Origin of the sequence: Streptomyces sp. NPDC002176, from assembly GCF_044903645.1 — a bacterium.
Taxonomy (GTDB): domain Bacteria; phylum Actinomycetota; class Actinomycetes; order Streptomycetales; family Streptomycetaceae; genus Streptomyces.
Map to the genome: position 1 here is coordinate 72874 of NZ_JBJDQW010000006.1, position 18750 is coordinate 91623.

General features: G+C 71.7%; 20 protein-coding genes. 12 read left to right on the top strand and 8 right to left on the bottom strand.

Annotation, left to right across the window (positions count from 1 at the left end):
• Positions 1–6: 6 nt before the first annotated feature.
• Positions 7–801, bottom strand: coding sequence for an AraC family transcriptional regulator (locus tag ACI2LY_RS25950; RefSeq protein ID WP_404709251.1), 795 nt, complete (start codon positions 799–801; stop codon positions 7–9).
• A 49-nt stretch (positions 802–850) separates the two neighbouring features.
• Here ACI2LY_RS25950 and ACI2LY_RS25955 point away from each other — a divergent pair, with 49 nt between their 5' ends.
• Positions 851–1276: a DUF2000 family protein gene (locus tag ACI2LY_RS25955; RefSeq protein WP_381075475.1), complete on the top strand. Its 426-nt coding sequence runs from the start codon at positions 851–853 to the stop codon at positions 1274–1276.
• Positions 1277–1367: 91 nt separating this feature from the next.
• Here ACI2LY_RS25955 and ACI2LY_RS25960 read toward each other — a convergent pair whose 3' ends face one another.
• Complete coding sequence (locus tag ACI2LY_RS25960) at positions 1368–2636, bottom strand: MDR family MFS transporter (RefSeq protein WP_404709252.1); 1269 nt, start codon at positions 2634–2636, stop codon at positions 1368–1370.
• A 140-nt stretch (positions 2637–2776) separates the two neighbouring features.
• Here ACI2LY_RS25960 and ACI2LY_RS25965 point away from each other — a divergent pair, with 140 nt between their 5' ends.
• Entirely contained in the window at positions 2777–3538 is a 762-nt protein-coding gene (locus tag ACI2LY_RS25965; RefSeq protein ID WP_404709253.1) for a phosphoglyceromutase, read from the top strand.
• Positions 3539–4090: 552 nt separating this feature from the next.
• Positions 4091–5275 carry a low temperature requirement protein A gene (locus ACI2LY_RS25970; protein WP_404709254.1) on the top strand — a complete coding sequence of 395 codons (1185 nt, stop codon included), beginning with the start codon at positions 4091–4093 and terminating at the stop codon, positions 5273–5275.
• Positions 5276–5338: 63 nt separating this feature from the next.
• On the opposite strand, the gene ACI2LY_RS25975 is transcribed toward ACI2LY_RS25970, so the two are convergent.
• From ACI2LY_RS25975 to phoU, 3 genes are all read right to left on the bottom strand, one after another.
• Positions 5339–5494, bottom strand: a complete 156-nt coding sequence (locus ACI2LY_RS25975; protein ID WP_404709255.1) for a hypothetical protein — start codon at positions 5492–5494, stop codon at positions 5339–5341.
• 154 nt (positions 5495–5648) lie between these two features.
• Complete coding sequence (locus ACI2LY_RS25980; protein WP_404709256.1) at positions 5649–6044, bottom strand: DUF6234 family protein; 396 nt, start codon at positions 6042–6044, stop codon at positions 5649–5651.
• Positions 6045–6164: 120 nt separating this feature from the next.
• Positions 6165–6836 carry a phosphate signaling complex protein PhoU gene (gene phoU, locus ACI2LY_RS25985; RefSeq protein WP_404709257.1) on the bottom strand — a complete coding sequence of 224 codons (672 nt, stop codon included), beginning with the start codon at positions 6834–6836 and terminating at the stop codon, positions 6165–6167.
• Positions 6837–7039: 203 nt separating this feature from the next.
• Between phoU and ACI2LY_RS25990 the strand changes: the two genes are divergently transcribed.
• Together ACI2LY_RS25990 and ACI2LY_RS25995 are read left to right on the top strand one after the other, a co-directional pair.
• Positions 7040–8311 carry a sensor histidine kinase gene (locus ACI2LY_RS25990; protein WP_404709258.1) on the top strand — a complete coding sequence of 424 codons (1272 nt, stop codon included), beginning with the start codon at positions 7040–7042 and terminating at the stop codon, positions 8309–8311.
• Complete coding sequence (locus ACI2LY_RS25995) at positions 8308–8988, top strand: response regulator transcription factor (RefSeq protein ID WP_031183999.1); 681 nt, start codon at positions 8308–8310, stop codon at positions 8986–8988. The genes ACI2LY_RS25990 and ACI2LY_RS25995 overlap by 4 nt, the downstream gene beginning before the upstream one ends.
• Before the next feature lie 79 nt (positions 8989–9067).
• On the opposite strand, the gene ACI2LY_RS26000 is transcribed toward ACI2LY_RS25995, so the two are convergent.
• Positions 9068–9736: a DUF461 domain-containing protein gene (locus ACI2LY_RS26000; protein WP_404709259.1), complete on the bottom strand. Its 669-nt coding sequence runs from the start codon at positions 9734–9736 to the stop codon at positions 9068–9070.
• A 625-nt stretch (positions 9737–10361) separates the two neighbouring features.
• Here ACI2LY_RS26000 and ACI2LY_RS26005 point away from each other — a divergent pair.
• From ACI2LY_RS26005 to ACI2LY_RS26035, 7 genes are all read left to right on the top strand, one after another.
• Entirely contained in the window at positions 10362–10844 is a 483-nt protein-coding gene (locus ACI2LY_RS26005) for a CarD family transcriptional regulator (protein WP_050374646.1), read from the top strand.
• 305 nt (positions 10845–11149) lie between these two features.
• Positions 11150–11914, top strand: coding sequence for a 2-C-methyl-D-erythritol 4-phosphate cytidylyltransferase (gene ispD, locus ACI2LY_RS26010; RefSeq protein WP_404709260.1), 765 nt, complete (start codon positions 11150–11152; stop codon positions 11912–11914).
• Positions 11904–12398 carry a 2-C-methyl-D-erythritol 2,4-cyclodiphosphate synthase gene (gene ispF / locus ACI2LY_RS26015; RefSeq protein WP_404709261.1) on the top strand — a complete coding sequence of 165 codons (495 nt, stop codon included), beginning with the start codon at positions 11904–11906 and terminating at the stop codon, positions 12396–12398. Before ispD ends, ispF begins: the two co-directional genes overlap by 11 nt.
• Before the next feature lie 49 nt (positions 12399–12447).
• Positions 12448–12852, top strand: coding sequence for a PPOX class F420-dependent oxidoreductase (locus ACI2LY_RS26020; RefSeq protein WP_404709262.1), 405 nt, complete (start codon positions 12448–12450; stop codon positions 12850–12852).
• A gap of 81 nt (positions 12853–12933) precedes the next feature.
• On the top strand, positions 12934–14337 hold the full coding sequence (gene cysS / locus ACI2LY_RS26025; RefSeq protein ID WP_404709263.1) for a cysteine--tRNA ligase: 1404 nt from the start codon (positions 12934–12936) through the stop codon (positions 14335–14337).
• 95 nt (positions 14338–14432) lie between these two features.
• On the top strand, positions 14433–15371 hold the full coding sequence (rlmB, locus tag ACI2LY_RS26030) for a 23S rRNA (guanosine(2251)-2'-O)-methyltransferase RlmB (RefSeq protein WP_404709264.1): 939 nt from the start codon (positions 14433–14435) through the stop codon (positions 15369–15371).
• 128 nt (positions 15372–15499) lie between these two features.
• The gene (locus tag ACI2LY_RS26035; RefSeq protein WP_404709265.1) at positions 15500–17239 is read left to right on the top strand and encodes a DoxX family membrane protein; all 1740 of its coding nucleotides are present in this window, start codon (positions 15500–15502) and stop codon (positions 17237–17239) included.
• Between the two features lie 70 nt (positions 17240–17309).
• On the opposite strand, the gene ACI2LY_RS26040 is transcribed toward ACI2LY_RS26035, so the two are convergent.
• The gene (locus tag ACI2LY_RS26040; RefSeq protein ID WP_389005205.1) at positions 17310–18041 is read right to left on the bottom strand and encodes an NDP-sugar synthase; all 732 of its coding nucleotides are present in this window, start codon (positions 18039–18041) and stop codon (positions 17310–17312) included.
• Between the two features lie 156 nt (positions 18042–18197).
• Positions 18198–18677 (bottom strand): hypothetical protein, encoded by a 480-nt coding sequence (locus tag ACI2LY_RS26045; protein WP_404709266.1) that lies wholly within the window; start codon positions 18675–18677, stop codon positions 18198–18200.
• Positions 18678–18750: the final 73 nt, after the last annotated feature.

The following is an 18750-nucleotide window of genomic DNA, read 5'->3' on the forward strand; positions in this document are numbered from 1 at the left end:
CCTGCTTCAGGCGCCGTTGCGATAACGCCCCGGCGTCACTCCCACCAACTTCCTGAAGTGCCGGGTCAGATGGGCCTGGTCGTAGAACCCGGTCGCCACCGCCACCTCGCCCGGCGCCAGCCCGTCCAGCAGCAGCCGCCTGGCCCGGCCGACTCTTCGTGAGGTCAGGTACCGGTGCGGGGCGATGCCGTACGCGGCACTGAACGCCCGTACCAGGTGGGCGGGATGGGCGTGAAGTAGTCCGGAGGCTTCGCTCAGGGTGAGGCCGTCGGCGAGGTGCTCGTCGAGGAGTTCACGCAGTCGGCGGGCCAACACCGGGTCGGGGCGCGGCGGTTCGGGGTCGCGGCGGCGGAGGTGGTCCCGCAGGCGCTCACCGACGAGCACGAGCCCGCTCTCCGCGGCCAGTTCGTCGCCGGGGCGGACCAGGGCGCGGTGCAACTGGCCTACGTGTGCGCGCAGTTCAGGGTCCCGCAGGTCGGGCTGGTCGACGGCGGAGCCGATCAGGTCATGGCTCAGCCTGCTGCCGTCCAGGTACAGCACGCGCTTGCGGAAGCCGTGCGGGGTCGCGGGGGAGCCGTTGTGCGGGACGTGCGGGGGCAGCAGGGTGACGGTGTCGCGCGGGGTGCCGTGCTCGTGCCGGTCGAGGTCGTACCGTACGGCGCCGTCGTCCACGATCAGCAGCGTCCAGGCGTCGTGCACATGCATCGGGTACGCGTACTCGGTGAACCGGGCGTGGAAGACCTCCACGACACCCGGTACCGAGGGGCGCCATGCGGAGACTTCCGGCTGGTCAGCGGCCACGCAAGAAACGTACAAGACCCGGCGGGGCGGTGGTCGGCAGTCTCGGGGCATGGACGAACAGCCCCTGCGTTTCGACACCAAGATCGCCGTGCTCCTCCGGGACGACCTCGCGCCCTGGCAGCGCCTCAACGTCACATCTTTCCTGGTCAGCGGCCTGGGCAGCCAGGTCCCCGAGGTGATCGGCGCCCCGTACGAGGATGCCGACGGGGTCGCCTACCTGCCGATGTTCCGCCAGCCGGTGCTGGTCTTCGAGGCCACGAAGGAGGTGCTGCGGGCGGCTCACGCGCGTGTGCTGAGCCGTTCGCTGCCCCGTGCCGTGTTCACCGCCGATCTCTTCTCGACCGGCAACGACACCGACAACCGGGCGGCCGTACGGGCCGTACCCACCGCCGACCTGGATCTGGTCGGCCTGGCGGTGTACGGCCCGAAGGGTGGGGTGGACAAGGTGGTGAAGGGGGCGAGGATGCACCCATAGGTCATGCACACATAGGTGATGCACCCATAGGGCAGGCACCCATGGGTCAGGCACCCATGGGTCAGGCACCCATAGGGCAGGCACCCATAGGTCAGGCGGCCTTCTCCACGGCGGGGCGGGCCGGGGCCGCGGGGGCGGTGATCTCCGCGACCTCCGTCGGCAGCCCCCGCATCAGGAGCGCGTACCCCAGGCCCGCCACCGTGCCGATGACCGCGCAGGCGCCCCAGAGCCACTCGGCGCCGAGGTGGTCGATGACCGCGCCGGACATCAGCGGGGCGACCAGGGCGGCGACGGACCAGGACAGGCTGTAGACGCCCTGGTAGCGGCCGCGGCCGTGGACGGGGGAGAGGCGGACCACGAGGCCGGTCTGGGTCGGCGCGTTGACGATCTCGGCGAGGGTCCACACGCAGACGGTGACCGCGAAGACACCGACCGACCCGGCGAAGGCGGTGAGCCCGAAGCCGTAGCCCGCGAGCAGCGAGGAGATCACCAGCAGACGGCGCGGGTCGCGATGCTCGATGAAGCGGGTGACCGGGATCTGGAGGGCGACGATCAGGACGCCGTTGACGGCGATCGCGGTGCCGTAGTCGGCGGGGGAGAACCCGGCCTGGCCCATGGCGACCGGCAGGCCGACCGAGCCCTGCATGAAGAGGAGGGCGACGAGGAAGGACAGGCCGACGACCGCCATGTAGCGCCGGTCGCGCAGCACCGTACCGAGGCCGATCTCCGGCTCCCCGGCCTCCTTGGCGGCGGGCGCGGGCCGGGACTCGGGGAGCTTGAGGAAGACCAGGATCGCGCAGGCCAGCGTCATCCCGGCCTCGATGAGGAACCCGGCGAGATAGCTGAACTCGGCGATGAAGCCCGCGCCGATGGAGGAGACGGCGAAGCCGAGGTTGAGCGCCCAGTAGTTCAGCGAGAAGGCCCGTACCCGGTCCTCGGGGCGCACGATGTCGGCCATCATCGCCTGCACGGCGGGCCGGGAGGCGTTGCTGGCGGCGCCGACCAGGAAGGCGACGGCCGCGATGGCCACCGGATCGTGCATGAAACCGAGCAGGGCGACGGAGAGCGCGGTGCCGAGCTGCGCGATCAGCAGGGTGGGCCGTCGGCCGAGCCGGTCGGCCATCACCCCGCCGCCGAGCGAGGAGACGACCCCGCCGAGGCCGTGCAGGGCGGCGACGAGACCGGCGTAGGAGGCCGAGTAGCCGCGGTCGAGGGTGAGGTACAGCGCCATGAAGGTGGCGACGAAGGCACCGAGCCGGTTGACGAGGGTGCTGGCCCACAGCCACCAGAAGGCGCGGGGGAGCCCGGAGACGGATGACCTGGCGGCGGCGGCCAGCCGGCCCGGTACGGCGGTGGACATGGACGGGACCCCCCGGTAAGTGGCGCTTGCGGTACTCGGAACTTACCGGGGTGGGGTCGCCGGAGGCCACTGGATTAACAGAAGCCGTCAAGCGTCGGTGGCCGGACGGCGTGCCGAAGGGGTGGATTACGCTCTGAGGCATGGCCGACGCACCGTACAAGCTGATCCTCCTCCGCCACGGCGAGAGCGAGTGGAACGCGAAGAACCTGTTCACCGGCTGGGTGGACGTCAACCTCAACGAGAAGGGCGAGAAGGAGGCGGTACGCGGTGGCGAGCTGCTGAAGGACGCCGATCTCCTGCCCGACGTGGTCCACACGTCCCTCCAGAAGCGCGCGATCCGCACGGCCCAGCTCTCGCTGGAGGCCGCGGACCGCCACTGGATTCCCGTGGAGCGCAGCTGGCGCCTGAACGAGCGCCACTACGGCGCCCTCCAGGGCAAGGACAAGGCGGCGACGCTGGCCGAGTTCGGCGAGGAGCAGTTCATGCTCTGGCGCCGCTCGTACGACACCCCGCCGCCGCCGCTCCCCCGCGACGCGGAGTACTCCCAGTTCGACGACGCCCGCTACGCCGACCTCCCGCCGGAGATCCGCCCTCAGACGGAGTGCCTCAAGGACGTCGTCGAGCGCATGCTCCCCTACTGGTACGACGACATCGTCCCCGACCTCCTCGACGGCCGCACCGTCCTGGTCGCCGCCCACGGCAACTCGCTGCGCGCCCTGGTCAAGCACCTGGACGGCATCTCGGACGAGGACATCGCGGGCCTGAACATCCCCACGGGCATCCCGCTCTACTACGAGCTCGACGCCGACTTCAAGCCGCTCACCCCCGGCGGCAAGTACCTCGACCCGGAAGCGGCCAAGGCCGCGATCGAGGCTGTGAAGAACCAGGGCAAGAAGAAGTAGCCCCACCTCTTCCCGAAGTACTCGTCAAGGCTCCCGCCCGCGCTTTCTCCGGGGGTGGGAGCCTTGGCCCGGTTCGGGCGTACGAGTCTGCGATCGTCATGTCGCAGGATCTTCGCGGCGGTGCGCGGTCGGCGCTGGCAGGTCACCGCTTGGCCATCGGCGAAGCCCGACCGTCGGTTGGGTCCCGGACACACCTTCTCCGGGCCGCCCCCGTACAGGCCGGGGATGTCAACCATTCCCTGCGGAGCTGGAACCTCCGGAAGCCGACCGCGCGCGAGTGACCCTAGTCCTGGGCACTGACAACTCGCACGGGCATAGGTCAGTCGAGCCATACGAGCATCGCGTCGCCCGTCGTGGCGGCCGCTTCGAAGAAGTGGGTCGGACATGCTCGGAGTGCAGGTATCGCGGGGGCCCGTACCCCCAGTCCACCTCGGTGAACGGTTCCTCGCGGTGGATGATGTCCAGCTGACGCAGTGTGAGCGTCGGTGTGCGGCAGCATGGATGCCCGGCAAGGCCCCCGCAGGGCTCCGCGTACTCGGATGACGGGACGTCATGAACCACCCACAGCCCAGCGGCAGCGCCTGGCACCGCCCCATGCTCCCCCGCCCCAGCACCGAACGGCACCGCACCGCGACCGTGTTGGAGCTCTTCTTCGACCTCTGCTTCGTCACCGCCGTGGCCCAGACCGCGGCCGCGTTCGAGCACGAGTTGGCGGGTGGGAAGGTCGGGCACGGGGTGCTCGGGTACGCGCTCGTGTTCTTCGCCATCTGGTGGGCGTGGATGAACTTCACGTGGTTCGCCTCGGCCTACGACACCGACGACGTGCCGTACCGCCTGCTCACCCTCCTCCAGATCGCCGGTGCGCTGGTGCTGGCGGCGGGGGCGTCGAAGGCGCTGGAGGAGTACGACTTCACGGTCATCACCTACGGGTACGTCGTGATGCGGCTGGCCATGGTGAGCCAGTGGCTGCGCGCCGCCCGCAACGACCCGGAGCGGCGGCGGACGTGTCTGCGGTACGCGGCCGGCATCCTCGTCGTCCAGCTCGGCTGGGTCGCGCGGCTGTGGCTGCCGGACGGCGCCGGGCTGCCGTCCTTCCTCGTGCTCGCCGTCGCCGAACTCGCCGTCCCCGCCTGGGCGGAGCGCGCCGGACGCACCACCTGGCACCCGCACCACATCGCCGAGCGGTACGGCCTGTTCACCCTGATCGTCCTCGGCGAGTCCATCACCGCCGCGACCGCCACCGTCCGCGCCGCCCTCGACACCGAGGTCTCCCTCGGTGACATCGCCCCGCTCGTGATCGGCGGCATCCTCACCGTCTTCGCCATGTGGTGGCTGTACTTCACCCAGAGCGCGGCCGAGAAGCTCAACTCCCTCGGTACGGCGCTCCGCTGGGGCTACGGGCACTACGTCGTCTACGCCTCAGCCGCGGCCGTCGGCGCCGGGCTCGCCGTCGAGATCGCGGACCTCACGGGGCACGCGCACCTGAGCAGGCTCGCGGTCGCGACGGCGTACACCGTGCCGGTCGCGCTCTACATCGCCGTACTGCGGCTGCTGCACCGCGGCTCGGCCGGGCCCGGCGCGTTGGACGCCCTGTGGGCGGCGGGCGTCCTCGCCGTCCTCGCGGTCACCTTCACCCCGAGCCCGGTACTGGCCACCGGGTGCGTGACATCGGTGCTCGTGGCGGGGGTGGTCGGGGTGTCCGCTCGCGGGCGCAGGCCCGTACCGCAGGGCGCCTGACCTGCTACTTGATCCGACGCGGGGCACCGGACCGGCCGGGGCCCCGCGCACAAGCCGTCGTCCTCAGCCGCACTGGCAGGGCGCGCCCTGCTGGCAGCCGCAGCCGCAGCCCGAGCCGCAGCCGCAGGCGGCCACCAGCGGGAGGCTCCTGAGCCGGGCGGCCTGTTCGGTGTCGCGGTCCTGGGTGGGGTCGGGCGTGGTGCTCGGGGATTCGGGCATCGGTCCTCCTCGACACGGGGGCCAAGTGCCCCCGCCCATTTCATGCCCGCCCCACCGGGCGCATCAACGGCGCACAGATGCGCCCGCACGCCGCGAATCACCACCACGAGCCCCCTGCGCCCATGATTCACGGCATGGAAAGCGCCTGCCGCTCTCAGCAATTCGCGCTGTACCGCACACACCCCGGTGTCGAGTGGCTCTTCTCCCAGTCGTGCTGCTCCCCCGCCAGTGCGCCGCCCAGCAGGAGGGCCATCAGCAGGTGGGCGATCACTGTCCAGCGGGCGCGGAAGACCGCCGCCAGGACGGCCAGGACGACCACCACGATCCGCAGCACCTGCAGCCGATCCATGAACGCGAGGTCCGCCGCGTCGATCCGCGCCTGGTCGCCCTGCGCCGCCCATACCTCCAGGCCGACGCCGTAAATCGCGTCCAACACCACCCAGACGATCTCCAGCAGGAACAGGGGGATCGCCAGGGCCAGGTCCACGCCCAGGCGTGTCCTGCGGGACCAGGGGAGCCGGCGTCTCGGGGCCGGGAGGGTTTCGGTCATGGACGCAGCGTGCGGGCGCCCGGTGGGGGCGCGCATGAGCACGCGTACTCAGGGCACCTACTCGGCCGAGCGGGCCGGAATGGCGGCCCGGTCGGCGCCCGGCCCCCCCCGGAGGATGGTTCAGCCCCCGGACCCCTCCTGCTGGATCTCGTCCGCGTGTTCGCCCGTCACCAGGTAGACGACCCGCTTCGCGACGGCCACCGCGTGGTCCGCGTAGCGTTCGTAGTAGCGGCCCAGCAGGGTGACGTCGACCGCCGTCTCGATGCCGTGCTTCCAGCGGTCGTCGATGAGGTGCTGGAAGAGGGTGCGGTGGAGGAGGTCCATCTCGTCGTCGTCCTGCTCCAGTTGGAGCGCGAGGTCGACGTCCTTGGTGATGATGACCTCCGCCGCCTTCGCCATCAGGCGCTGCGCGAGCTGGCCCATCTCCAGGATGGTCGCGTGCAGGTCCTGCGGGACCGCGCGCTCGGGGAACCGCAGCCGGGTCAGCTTGGCCACGTGCTGGGCGAGGTCGCCGGAGCGCTCCAGGTCGGCCGACATCCGCAGCGAGGTGACGACGATGCGCAGGTCCGTCGCCACCGGCTGCTGCCGCGCCAGCAGGGCTATCGCGCGGGCCTCCAGGTCGTGCTGGAGCTCGTCGACCCGCTGGTCGGCCTCGATCACGCTCTCGGCCAGCTTCAGGTCGGCGTCCAGGATGGCGGTGGTGGCGCGCCCGATGGCGGAGCCGACCAGCCGGGCCATCTCCACCAGACCGTCGCCGATCGAGTCCAGTTCCTCGTGGTACGCGTCCCGCATCAGGTTCCCTCTCCTACTACGTGTCGTCGGGGGCCCCAAGTTCCTGGCCGAACCCCACGCTCCCACGTTCCGTCCCGTACGCGTCCGTTTCCGCCCTCCCGAATGAACCATCACTGGCGTGAAGGTGAACTCTGGGCGACGAGTGCCCGAGGTCGCACGACGGCGGCTGTGGTCAGGCCGTACGGCATGCCTAACCTTGAGCCATGGACGTGAACGCGGCGGTCGCCGCAGCGGCAGCGATCGCCGGTGTGCTCACCGGTGTCATCGCCATGCTGGCGTTCCGCTGGAGCGAGAGCGACCAGAAGCGCCCCACCCGTACCTCCCTGCACACCGACGCGGTGCTTCCGCCCGGCGTGGACACCGTGCTGTCGGTGCTCCGCTCCTCCGCGGTCGTCCTCGACGAGGCCGACGCCGTGGTCAAGGCCAGCTCCGCCGCGTACGCCCTCGGCCTCGTCCGGGGCGGCAAGCTCGCCGTGGAGCCGATGCTCCAGATGGCGCGCGACACCCGGCGCGACGGAGAGATACGACAGGTCGAGCTGGACCTGCCGCGGCGCGGCACCGGCCGGGGCGAGGCCCTGGCCGTCTCCGCGCGCGTGGCCCCGCTCGGCTCCCGGCTGGTGCTGCTGCTGGTCGAGGACCTGACCGAGGCCCGTCGCATCGAGGCGGTACGCCGTGACTTCGTGGCCAATGTGAGCCACGAGCTGAAGACCCCCGTGGGAGCGCTCTCCCTGCTCTCCGAGGCTGTCATGGACGCCGCCGACGAGCCCGACGCCGTCCAGCGCTTCGCCGGGCGGATGCAGATCGAGGCGACCCGCCTGACCAACCTGGTCCAGGAGCTGATCGACCTCTCGCGGGTGCAGAACGACGACCCGCTGGAGGACGCCGAGCCGGTCCGCGTGGACGAGCTGGTCGCCGAGGCCGTCGACCGCTGCCGCCACCAGGCCGGTACCAAGCAGATCAACATGGCCACCGCGATCCAGGACCCGCCCGGCGCGGTACGGGCCGGGCTGCACGTCTGGGGCAACCGCGGCCAGCTCGCCGCCGCCCTGGGCAACCTGGTCGAGAACGCCGTCAACTACTCCCCGGCCCACACCCGCGTCGGCATCTCCGCGCGCCGGGTCTCCGCCCCCGGCGGCGACCTGATCGAACTCGCCGTCACCGACCAGGGCATCGGCATCTCCGACAAGGACAAGGAGCGCATCTTCGAGCGCTTCTACCGCGTCGACCCCGCCCGCTCGCGCGCCACCGGCGGCACCGGCCTCGGCCTCGCCATCGTCAAGCACGTGGTCGCCTCGCACGGCGGCGAGGTCACGGTCTGGAGCGCCGAGAGCCAGGGCTCCACCTTCACCTTGCGGCTGCCGGAGGCGGGCGTCGCCCGCGACCGCGCGGCCAGGCACCCGGAACTCGACGACGAGCCCGGGCCCGCCGATCCGTCCCCGTACGCTCCGCTTCCCTCCCCGGAGGTCCTTCCGTGACCCGAGTGCTCGTCGTCGAGGACGAGGAGTCCTTCTCCGACGCCCTGTCGTACATGCTGCGCAAGGAGGGTTTCGAGGTCGCCGTCGCCGCGACCGGCCCCGACGGCCTGGACGAGTTCGAGCGCAACGGCGCCGACCTGGTCCTGCTCGACCTGATGCTGCCGGGGCTGCCCGGCACCGAGGTGTGCCGCCAGTTGCGCGGCCGCTCCAACGTCCCGGTGATCATGGTGACCGCCAAGGACAGCGAGATCGACAAGGTCGTCGGCCTGGAGATAGGGGCCGACGACTACGTCACCAAGCCCTTCTCCTCGCGCGAGCTGGTCGCCCGTATCCGGGCCGTGCTGCGCAGGCGCGGCGAGCCGGAGGAGGTCACCCCGGCCGCGCTGGAGGCGGGGCCGGTCCGGATGGACGTCGACCGCCATGTGGTGACCGTGTCCGGGGCCAAGGTCGACCTGCCGCTGAAGGAGTTCGACCTGCTGGAGATGCTGCTGCGCAACGCGGGCCGGGTGCTGACCCGGATGCAGCTCATCGACCGGGTGTGGGGCGCCGACTACGTGGGGGACACCAAGACCCTCGACGTCCATGTGAAGCGGCTGCGCGCCAAGATCGAGCCCGACCCGGGCGCGCCGCGCTATCTGGTGACGGTGCGCGGGCTGGGCTACAAGTTCGAGCCGTAGGCCGCCAGGGCGATCGGAACGTGAATGAGGGTGGCACCCCCGGCCGGGGGTGCCACCCTCACTCATGTCCGGGGCGTGCTCAGTGGCCCGCGGCCGCCGACTGCGACGCGGAGTCGCTCGGCTGGGCGGCGGGCGCCGAGGCCGACGCGGGGGCGCTCGCCGTGTCACCCGCGGGCTTGTCGCCCGCGGACGGGCTGCCCGACGGCGAGGAGGTGGCGGCGGCCGGCGCGGACGGCACGTCGCTCGGGCCCCAGCCGCTGAAGAAGCTGGTCGCCGGGACGACGAAGGCGCGCAGGCTCACCGCGCCGGTCTTGCTGAAGGTGAAGGTGACCTTCTGCGCGTTGCCGTTCTGGACCGACTCGCGGCCGCTGGCCAGGACGGCGGAGGCGTTGTCCTTGCCGCCGATGATGAGACGGCCGTGCGCCGGGACGGTGAGCTGCTGGCCCTTGGCGGGCTTCAGCTCGACCTTCTCCTTGCTGCCCGCGACCTCGATCGACTGGAGCGTCTGGTCGGTCGAGCCGCCGTTGAACAGCGTGGCGGCGACGGCGGCCGGGCCGTTGGCCTTGGCGTCGGGCTGGGTGATGACCAGGGCGTTCTGGACCTTGATGGCCCCGACGCTGGTCGCCGCGTTGTCCGGCCTGATCTCCAGGGTCTGGGCGTTGTTTCCGGCGCCGCAGGCGGCGAGCGAGGCGATCGAGAAAGCGATGGCGGAGGCGGCGAGGGCGCCGCGTCGAAGGCTGCTGCTCACGGCGGCGGCAACTCCTTGAACGCAGGGGCGGCTTGTCTTGTAAAGCCACCTTAAGGATGTGTCAGCGCCCTCAGGCTACCGAGCCGTTCGCGCGGCGCCGCACCCGACCCTCCCCTGGCGAGGGGCTTCCGTCCTGCTGGGGGTACGTCGGGCGGCCGCTGATCGCCGCCGGGCCGCTTTGCCGGAACGCGTGTCCGGCATTCGGAAAAACACCCGCGACGCCGTTGACGGCATCCCGGCGACACACCGCGACACTCCGGCCGACATTTCTGTGAAGGAATGCGCGCGTGTCCGGAATTGATCACCGCCGGGTGGCGTGATCAATTCCGGATTCGTCTCGTACCCGACTCCGGTCATCGAACGGAGGAGCGGAAGTCGTACGCTTGGAAGCGGGCAAACCGGTACATTCGGCCGATCGGAGCGGCTCTCCGGGGCGTGTGACGCAGATGTTTCCCTCTGCACGCAGAGCCGCTCCCACCTGCGAATTCCCGGTTCCGCAGGTGGTCCGCAGCACGTTCGTGTCGCTGTTGTCAAGCCCCGAGATATGCTCTGACCTGCGAAAACGCCATTCAGAAGACGCCATATCCGTGTTACCCTGGATAGCCACGGAAGGGGTACCTGTCACATGACGTTCAAGGTTGGCGACACCGTGGTCTATCCCCATCACGGGGCCGCGCTGATCGAGGCTATCGAAACTCGTCAGATCAAAGGCGTGGACAAGACCTACTTGGTGCTGAAGGTCGCCCAGGGCGACCTGACGGTACGTGTGCCAGCGGACAATGCGGAGTTCGTCGGCGTGCGTGATGTGGTCGGTCAGGACGGGCTGGAGCGGGTCTTCGAGGTGCTGCGCGCGCCGTACGCCGAGGAGCCCACGAACTGGTCGCGCCGCTACAAGGCAAATCTGGAGAAGCTCGCCTCCGGCGATGTCATCAAGGTCGCGGAAGTCGTGCGTGACCTGTGGCGTCGTGAGCGCGAGCGCGGACTCTCCGCCGGTGAGAAGCGCATGCTCGCCAAGGCCCGCCAGATCCTGGTGAGCGAGCTGGCTCTCGCGGAGAACACCAACGAGGACAAGGCCGAGGCGCTGCTGGACGAGGTACTCGCCTCCTAGACGCCTGGCGGGCGGCGTGCCGCGCCTGCTTTCAGGTCCAGCGCAGCAAAATGCCGTGGTGCCCGATGACACTCACCCTGTCGCCGGGCGCTGCGGCATATTCGTCCCCCCTGCCCGCCGCGCCTACCCCACGCGGCTCGATGCACTCGATGCAGTTTTCTTGCAGTTTTTTCGCCGCCCCACGAGCTGCTCCGGGGCTGACGACTCGACCGCGGTCACGGAAAGGGTCCGGTCGAGGCGTCGCGCCCAAGGGCTCCTCCAGGCCATACCCACCGGGCCCGAGCACACAAACCTGACAGGAACCGATGTCTGACGAATCGCGTCCCGCGCCCGCCGAGCCGCGCCAGGACAGCCGTGTCGCCGCCGTGATCCCCGCCGCCGGCCGGGGCGTACGCCTCGGTCCGGGCGCCCCCAAGGCGCTCCGCGCGCTGAACGGCACGCCCATGCTGATCCACGCGATCCGTGCCCTGGCCGCCTCCCGGCACGTCTCCCTGGTCGTCGTCGTCGCCCCGCCGGACGGCGCCGCCGAGGTCAAGTCGCTACTGGACGCGCACGCGCTGCCCGAGCGCACGGACTTCCTGGTCGTGCCCGGCGGGGAGAGCCGCCAGGAGTCGGTCCGCCTGGGCCTGGACGCCCTGCCCCCCGCCTACGACATCGTCCTCGTGCACGACGCCGCCCGCCCCCTCGTCCCCGTCGACACCGTGGACACGGTCGTCGAGGCGGTGCGCGACGGCGCCCCGGCCGTGGTCCCGGCGCTGCCGCTGGCCGACACGGTCAAGGAGGTCGAGCCCGCGGGCACCCCCGGCGAGCCCGAGCCGGTGCTCGGCACGCCCTCCCGCGCCCGGCTGCGCGCCGTGCAGACCCCGCAGGGTTTCGACCGCGCGACCCTGATCCGCGCCCACGACACCGTCACCGAGGACGTCACCGACGACGCGAGCATGGTCGAGCGGCTCGGCGCGCGGGTCGTGACCGTGCCCGGGCACGAGGAGGCGTTCAAGGTGACCCGGCCGCTCGACCTCGTCCTCGCGGAGGCGGTCCTCACCCGCAGGAGGCTCAACGATGGCTTCTGAGCTGCCCGTGCTGCCCCAGGTCGGCATCGGCACCGACATCCACGCCTTCGAGGACGGCCGCGAGCTGTGGTGCGCCGGGCTCAAGTGGGAGGACTCCGGGCCGGGACTCGCCGGGCACTCCGACGCCGACGTGGTCGCGCACGCCGCCTGCAACGCGCTGTTCTCCGCCGCCGGACTCGGTGACCTCGGGCAGCACTTCGGCACCGGCCGACCCGAGTGGACCGGCGCCTCCGGGGTCACCCTGCTCACCGAGGCCGCCCGGATCGTGCGGGAGGCGGGCTTCGCCATCGGCAACGTCGCCGTGCAGGTCGTCGGCCCCCGCCCGAAGATCGGCAAGCGGCGGGACGAGGCGCAGCGGATCCTCGGCGCCGCCGCCGGGGCCCCGGTCTCCGTGTCCGGCGCGACCACCGACGGGCTCGGCTTCCCCGGCCGCGACGAGGGGCTGATGGCCATCGCCACGGCGCTCGTGGTGCGCGTGTCGTAGGGGCGTGCGAGGGTACCCGCACAGCCACCGTCGATCGAGGAGGATCTTCATGTCCGCTGCCCTGTCCGACCGGCTCAAGTCCCTGCTGGACACGCGCGTGTTCATCGTGGTCGGCACCGTCCAGCCCGACGGCAGCCCGCAGCTGTCCCCGGTGTGGGTGAAGCGCGACGGGGACGACGTCCTCTTCTCCACCACGGTCGACCGGCGCAAGGAGCGGAACCTCAAGCGCGACCCGCGGGTCACCGTCGTCGTCATGGACCCGGAGAACCCCTACGAGTACGCCGAGATCCGCGGCACCGCCGAGATGAGCACCGAGGGCGGCCAGGCACTCATCGACGAGCTGTCCCTGAAGTACACCGGCAAGAAGTACGCCGAGTTCAACCCGGCCTCCGCCGACGACGCCGAGCGGGTCGTCGTCCGCATCACCCCGCGCAAGGTGGTCGGCAGCCTCTAGCAGCCCCGTAGGGGACGGCCCGGAGCGGCGATGTCACCGTCCGGTGGCATCGCACAGCCGCGTTCCCACTACCCTGGTGTGGTGACCATTCGCCTGTACGACACCAGCGCCCGGCAGATCCGCGACTTCACCCCGGCCCAGCCGGGCTGTGTCTCGATCTACCTGTGTGGCGCCACCGTGCAGGCCGCACCGCACATCGGGCACATCCGCTCGGGCCTGAACTTCGACATCATGCGCCGCTGGTTCGCGTACCGCGGCTACGACGTGACGTTCATCCGCAACGTCACGGACATCGACGACAAGATCATCGCCAAGTCGCACGAGCAGAAGCGCCCCTGGTGGGCCATCGGGTACGAGAACGAGCGGGCGTTCAACGACGCCTACGACGCCCTCGGTTGCCTCCCGCCCACCTACGAGCCCCGCGCCACCGGCCACATCACCGAGATGATCGAGATGATGCAGGGCCTCATCGAGCGCGGCCACGCCTACGAGGCCGACGGCAACGTCTACTTCGACGTGCGCTCCTGGGGCGACTACCTGGAGCTGTCCCGGCAGGAGCTGGACAACCTGCTCCAGCCGTCCGGCGAGGGCGAGACCGGCAAGCGGGACCCGCGTGACTTCGCCATGTGGAAGGCGGTCAAGCCGGGCGAGCCGAGCTGGCCGACGCCCTGGGGACCCGGCCGCCCCGGCTGGCACCTGGAGTGCTCGGCCATGGCGCACAAATACCTCGGCTCCGCCTTCGACATCCACGGCGGCGGTCTCGACCTGATCTTCCCGCACCACGAGAACGAGATCGCCCAGGCCAAGGCGTTCGGCGACGAGTTCGCGCGGTACTGGGTGCACAACGCCTGGGTGACCATGGCGGGCGACAAGATGTCCAAGTCGCTCGGCAACAGCGTGCTGGTCTCCGAGATGGTCAAGCAGTGGCGTCCCATCGTCCTGCGCTACTACCTCGGCACCCCGCACTACCGCTCGATGATCGAGTACAGCGAGGAGGCGCTGCGGGAGGCCGAGATCGCGTTCGCGCGCATCGAGGGCTTCATCCAGCGCGCGCTGGAGAAGGCAGGCGGCGAGGTCGAACCGGCCGCCGAGGTGCCGCCCGCCTTCGCCGAGGCGATGGACGACGACCTGGGCGTGCCGCAGGCCCTCGCCGTCGTGCACACCACCGTCCGGCAGGGCAACAGCGCGCTGGCCGCCGACGACAAGGAAGCGGCCGTCGCCCGCCTCGCCGAGGTCCGCGCCATGCTCGGCGTCCTCGGCCTCGACCCGCTGGACCCCCAGTGGGCCGGTGAGGGCGGCGAGCGCGGCGAGGACCTGCACGGTGTGGTGGACAGCCTGGTCCGGCTCGTGCTGGAGCAGCGCGAGTCGGCCCGCGGCCGCAAGGACTGGGCCACCGCCGACGCCATCCGCGACCAGCTCGGACAGTCCGGCCTGGTCGTCGAGGACAGCCCGCAGGGCCCGCGCTGGAGCATCGGCCCGCGCTAGGCCCGGCCGGCGACGGCTTGATCGAGTGTGCCGCCCGGCCATCCGGGCGGCACACTGCATACATACGCACGAACGCTCACGGAGACGGGTAACTCATGGCGAACAACCGCCGCATGTCCGGCAAGAAGGGTGCGCAGGTCGGCAGCGGCGGCCAGCGGCGCCGTGGCCTGGAGGGCAAGGGCCCCACGCCCCCCGCCGAGGCGCGCAAGGGCCACGCCAAGCAGCGTGCCGCCGCCGCCAAGGTCCGCCGTGCCCAGGGCCGCCCCCAGCAGCGCAAGGGCGGCGGCCGGTCCACCTCCGAGCTGGTCGTCGGCCGCAACCCGGTGTACGAGGCACTGCGTGACGGTGTGCCCGCCACCATGCTCTACGTCCAGCAGTTCATCGACAACGACGAGCGCGTCCGTGAGGCCCTGCAGCTCGCCGCCGAGCGCGGCAACATCCACCTCATGGAGGCCCCGCGCCCCGAGCTGGACCGCATGACGAACGGCCTGAACCACCAGGGCCTCGTCCTCCAGGTCCCGCCGTACGAGTACGCGCACCCCGAGGACCTGCCCGCGGCCGCCTACGACCAGGGCGAGGACCCGCTGATCGTCGCCCTCGACGGCGTCACCGACCCGCGCAACCTCGGCGCCGTCGTCCGCTCCGTCTCCGCCTTCGGCGGTCACGGCGTGGTCGTGCCCGAGCGCCGCTCGGCCGGGATGAGCGCCGGTGCCTGGAAGTCGTCGGCCGGTGCGGCCGCGCGTACGCCGGTCGCCCGTGCCACCAACCTCACCCGGACCCTGGAGCAGTACAAGAAGGCCGGGATCACCGTGGTCGGCCTGGCCGCCGACGGCGAGGCCGAGGTGGGCGACCTGGCGGCGCTGTCCGGCCCGGTCGTCGTCGTGGTCGGCAGCGAGGGCAAGGGCCTCTCGCGGCTGGTCGGCGAGACCTGCGACCACCGGGTGCGCATCCCCATGCCGGGTGGCGCGGAGTCCCTCAACGCCGGTGTCGCGGCCGGTGTGGTGCTGTACGAGGCGTCCCGCCGCCGCTCCTGAACGGCCGTTCGGCGCTTCCCCCGGATGCGGTAATTCCGGGGGGAGCCCGGCGTTCACGACGACTTTGACGCGGCCCGGACACATCGGGCCGGTCAAGGCAGTGTCCTAACTCGGCGTCACTCGGTTAGATGAGTGTGGACACCAGAACACCCCGCACGCCCACGGGTGACCGCTCGTCGGGCTTCGACGAGGTTCCCGCGCTGAGCATGGTGAAGGTGCCGAGCGATCCGGCGCAGGTCATCGTCAATCACGCCAGCTTCCGCGTGCAGCTGGGGTCGGCGGGCAGGCGCGCCCAATCCCCCAGAATCGCCCGGCATCTGAGCGCCGCCCAGGACACCTCCCGCGTGTCCGCCGCGGGCACGGCGGGCACGGCCGCGGGCCGGCGCCGTCCGGTCGTCTGGAGCGGCCGGTCCGCGCCCGACGACACCGGCACCCACCGCCTGCTCCAGGCCGTCCGGGGCAGCAGCGTCCGCCACCCCGACGAACCGGCGGGCGCCACCCAGGTCATCCCGCGCCTCGACCCGGACCACACCGGCTACGCGGACGCCTACGACCGGCTCGACGCGACCGTCGAGACCCCGGTCCTCGGCCCCCAGCGCACCGGCCCGGACGGCGGCACCCGACTGCTGCCGCACATGCGCCCGGTCGGCAGCGCCTACGACGAGCAGTCGTACGGTGAGCCGTCGTACGGCGATGCGGCGTACGACGAACCCCCGTACGGCGAACCGCCCTACGCGGGCGACGAGTTCGACCCCGACGAGCCGCCCGTCCGGCCCTCCGGCGGGCGGGCCGCCCGGCGGCACGGCGACGACTTGGCGCGGCACGCGTACTACCCCGGTCGCCGGATGAACCTCGGCGTCGTCCTGCTCCCGCTGCGCGTCTTCCTCGGCTTCATCTCCGCCTACGCGGGGATGGGCAAGCTGTGCGACCCCGTCTACTTCGACGGCGGCGAGCGCGGCTCGATGGTCAAGTGGCTCAACACCCTGCACCCGTGGGACGTGGCCGAGCCGCTGCGCCAGTTCGCGCTGCACCACCCGGTGGGCTCCGGGCTGGTCATCGCCTTCCTCCAGGTCCTGGTCGGCGTGCTGACCATCCTCGGCTGCTGGCAGCGGGTCGCCGCCGCGGTGGGCGCGCTGCTCTCGGCCGCGCTCATCGTCACCGTCAGCTGGAAGACGGTCCCGGCCTACGACGCGCCCGACATCATCTACCTGGCCGCCTGGTCCCCGCTGGTCATCGCGGGCGCCCCTGTCTACTCCGTGGACGGCAGGCTCGCGGGCAGCGCCTGGCGCGTCCTCGGCCCGCGCGCCGCCCTGTGGGACCTGCGCCGGTACGTACTGCGCCGGGGCGCGCTGATCACGGGCATCACGGTCGGTGTGACGCTGCTCGTCGGCTCGCTGCTCGGCGGTGCGGTACGCGACTCCAGCCGGGTGGTCGTCCCCGGTCCCGGCGAGGCGCCGCGCAACAACCAGCCGGGCTCGCCGCTGCCCTCGGAGCCCGGTGCGCCGCGCAGGCAGGCCAGCCCGTCCGCGTCCAGCTCGCCCACGGGCGGCGCCTCGGCCGGGGCCAGCCCGTCCGGCGCGGCGAGCACCCCGGACGCGGGCCGCACGGCCGGTACGGCTCCGGCCGCGCCCAGCCAGACCCAGGGCACCACGGGCCAGGCCCCGCCGCAGCGGACCGACCCGACCACGGGTGGCGGCGGCGCCCCCAGCACCACGGCGGGCCCGACCAGCGCGGGCGGCACCGCGACGGGCGGCACCGGCTCGGGCACCTCCGGCGGCGGCACCGAGTCCGGCGGCGGCACCGATTCGGGCGGCGGCGCCTCCACCGGCCAGCCCGGCCTGGTGGGCGGTCTGTTCGGCAACAACTGACCCGCACGACGCCAAGGGCCCCGTACCTCGTGGTGAGGTACGGGGCCCTTCGGTGTGCGGCGGGCTGGTGCTAGCCGCGGTCGGCGTCCAGTTCCTTGGCGGCCTCGGTGAGGTCCTTGACCGTGTCGATGGCCCGCCAGTAGGAGCCCTGGGGCAGCGGGAACCCGGCGAGCTTGCGCTCACGAGCCAGGCGGGGGAAGGTGGCGCGCTCGTGGTCGCCCCGGTCGGGCAGCAGGTCGCGGAACTCGGGGGAGAAGACGTACACACCGGCGTTGATCTCGACGGTGGACGGCGGGGCCTCGATGAAGTCGGTGATGTGCCCGAAGCCGTCCGTGCGCACGGCGCCCCAGGGGATGCGCGGCCGGGCCAGCGCGAGGGTGGCGACCGCGTCCCGCTCGGTGTGGAAGTCGGCCATGTCCCGCAGGGAGAAGCGGGTCCAGATGTCGCCGTTGGTGGCGTACCAGGGCCGGTCGGGGCGGGGGAGACGCGCGGCGGCGTACTTCAGGCCGCCGCCGCGGCCGAGCGGCTCGGTCTCCACGACGGTGGTGACGGACAGCGGCAGATCGGCCGTGGCCAGCCACTTCTCGAGAACCTCGGCGAGATGGCCGCAGGAGACCACCACGTCGGTGACGCCCTCTTCGGCCAGCCAGTTCAGCTGGTGGCCGATGATCGGGGTGCCCGTGCCGGGGATCTCGACCATCGGCTTGGGCCGGTCGTCCGTGTAGGGACGCAGCCGGGAGCCCTGGCCACCGGCCAGGACGACGGCTTGGGTGGGGCGCGACGCGACGTTCGGATGGGTCATGCCCCGAACTGTACGTGGCGCCCCGGCGGGGTCCAGGCGCACGACAGGGCCGCCTGTGTGTGCCGATGAGCTATGTGCCGACCCGCTATGTGCGGATCAGCCATGTGCCGATCAGCTGTGTGCCGATCAGCCATGTGTCGATCAGCCACGTGCCGATCAGCTATGTGCCGCCAGCACACCCGTCGCGAAGGACGTGTCGCACACCGGGCGGGCGTAGGACTGGGCGCGGGAGGCGCCGTAGAGGCGGACCGCGGCGCGGCCCAGGGTGCGGGCGATCGAGGTGCAGTGCTCGGCGAGCGCCGGGTGGCCGTTGACCGCCTGCTGGAGGTGGGTGAGGACCACGCCGGGGTTCTTGTCCTGAAGCTCGGTCAGCAGCCGCTCGCGCAGGATTTCCTGGGGCGCCGCCTTCTTGGCGGTGACCGTACGGGCGGTACCGGCCTTCGCGGGGGCCGGGGCGACGTCCGAGGCGGTGAGCACCGAGCCTTCGGAGTCCCCGGACCAGTTGACCCGCGTGACCGCGAGGGTTCCGGAGAGCACCAGGACGACGGGCAGGACGAGGGCGAGAGTGCGGCCGATCCGGCGGGCAGGGCCGCCCCGGTGGCCGCGTCGCGTCTGAGGGGTGGTGGAGTGCGTCACGCGAGTGAGGGTAGCGCCCGGTGATGATTTGGCGACATTTAGTCACCCTTACGGGGGATGAAGTCGTGCGGCT

Bases quoted from the DNA above. Each gene is read 5' to 3' on its own strand.
- ACI2LY_RS26035 (WP_404709265.1), top strand. From the start codon at position 15,500: ATGAGTGTGGACACCAGAACACCCCGCACGCCCACGGGTGACCGCTCG.
- ACI2LY_RS26040 (WP_389005205.1), bottom strand. From the start codon at position 18,041: ATGACCCATCCGAACGTCGCGTCGCGCCCCACCCAAGCCGTCGTCCTG.
- phoU (WP_404709257.1), bottom strand. From the start codon at position 6,836: ATGCGGGACGCGTACCACGAGGAACTGGACTCGATCGGCGACGGTCTG.
- ACI2LY_RS25955 (WP_381075475.1), top strand. From the start codon at position 851: ATGGACGAACAGCCCCTGCGTTTCGACACCAAGATCGCCGTGCTCCTC.
- ACI2LY_RS25990 (WP_404709258.1), top strand. From the start codon at position 7,040: ATGGACGTGAACGCGGCGGTCGCCGCAGCGGCAGCGATCGCCGGTGTG.
- ACI2LY_RS25975 (WP_404709255.1), bottom strand. From the start codon at position 5,494: ATGCCCGAATCCCCGAGCACCACGCCCGACCCCACCCAGGACCGCGAC.
- ispF (WP_404709261.1), top strand. From the start codon at position 11,904: ATGGCTTCTGAGCTGCCCGTGCTGCCCCAGGTCGGCATCGGCACCGAC.
- ispD (WP_404709260.1), top strand. From the start codon at position 11,150: ATGTCTGACGAATCGCGTCCCGCGCCCGCCGAGCCGCGCCAGGACAGC.
- ACI2LY_RS25960 (WP_404709252.1), bottom strand. From the start codon at position 2,636: ATGTCCACCGCCGTACCGGGCCGGCTGGCCGCCGCCGCCAGGTCATCC.
- ACI2LY_RS26020 (WP_404709262.1), top strand. From the start codon at position 12,448: ATGTCCGCTGCCCTGTCCGACCGGCTCAAGTCCCTGCTGGACACGCGC.
- ACI2LY_RS26005 (WP_050374646.1), top strand. From the start codon at position 10,362: ATGACGTTCAAGGTTGGCGACACCGTGGTCTATCCCCATCACGGGGCC.
- ACI2LY_RS25980 (WP_404709256.1), bottom strand. From the start codon at position 6,044: ATGACCGAAACCCTCCCGGCCCCGAGACGCCGGCTCCCCTGGTCCCGC.
- rlmB (WP_404709264.1), top strand. From the start codon at position 14,433: ATGGCGAACAACCGCCGCATGTCCGGCAAGAAGGGTGCGCAGGTCGGC.
- ACI2LY_RS25970 (WP_404709254.1), top strand. From the start codon at position 4,091: ATGAACCACCCACAGCCCAGCGGCAGCGCCTGGCACCGCCCCATGCTC.
- ACI2LY_RS25965 (WP_404709253.1), top strand. From the start codon at position 2,777: ATGGCCGACGCACCGTACAAGCTGATCCTCCTCCGCCACGGCGAGAGC.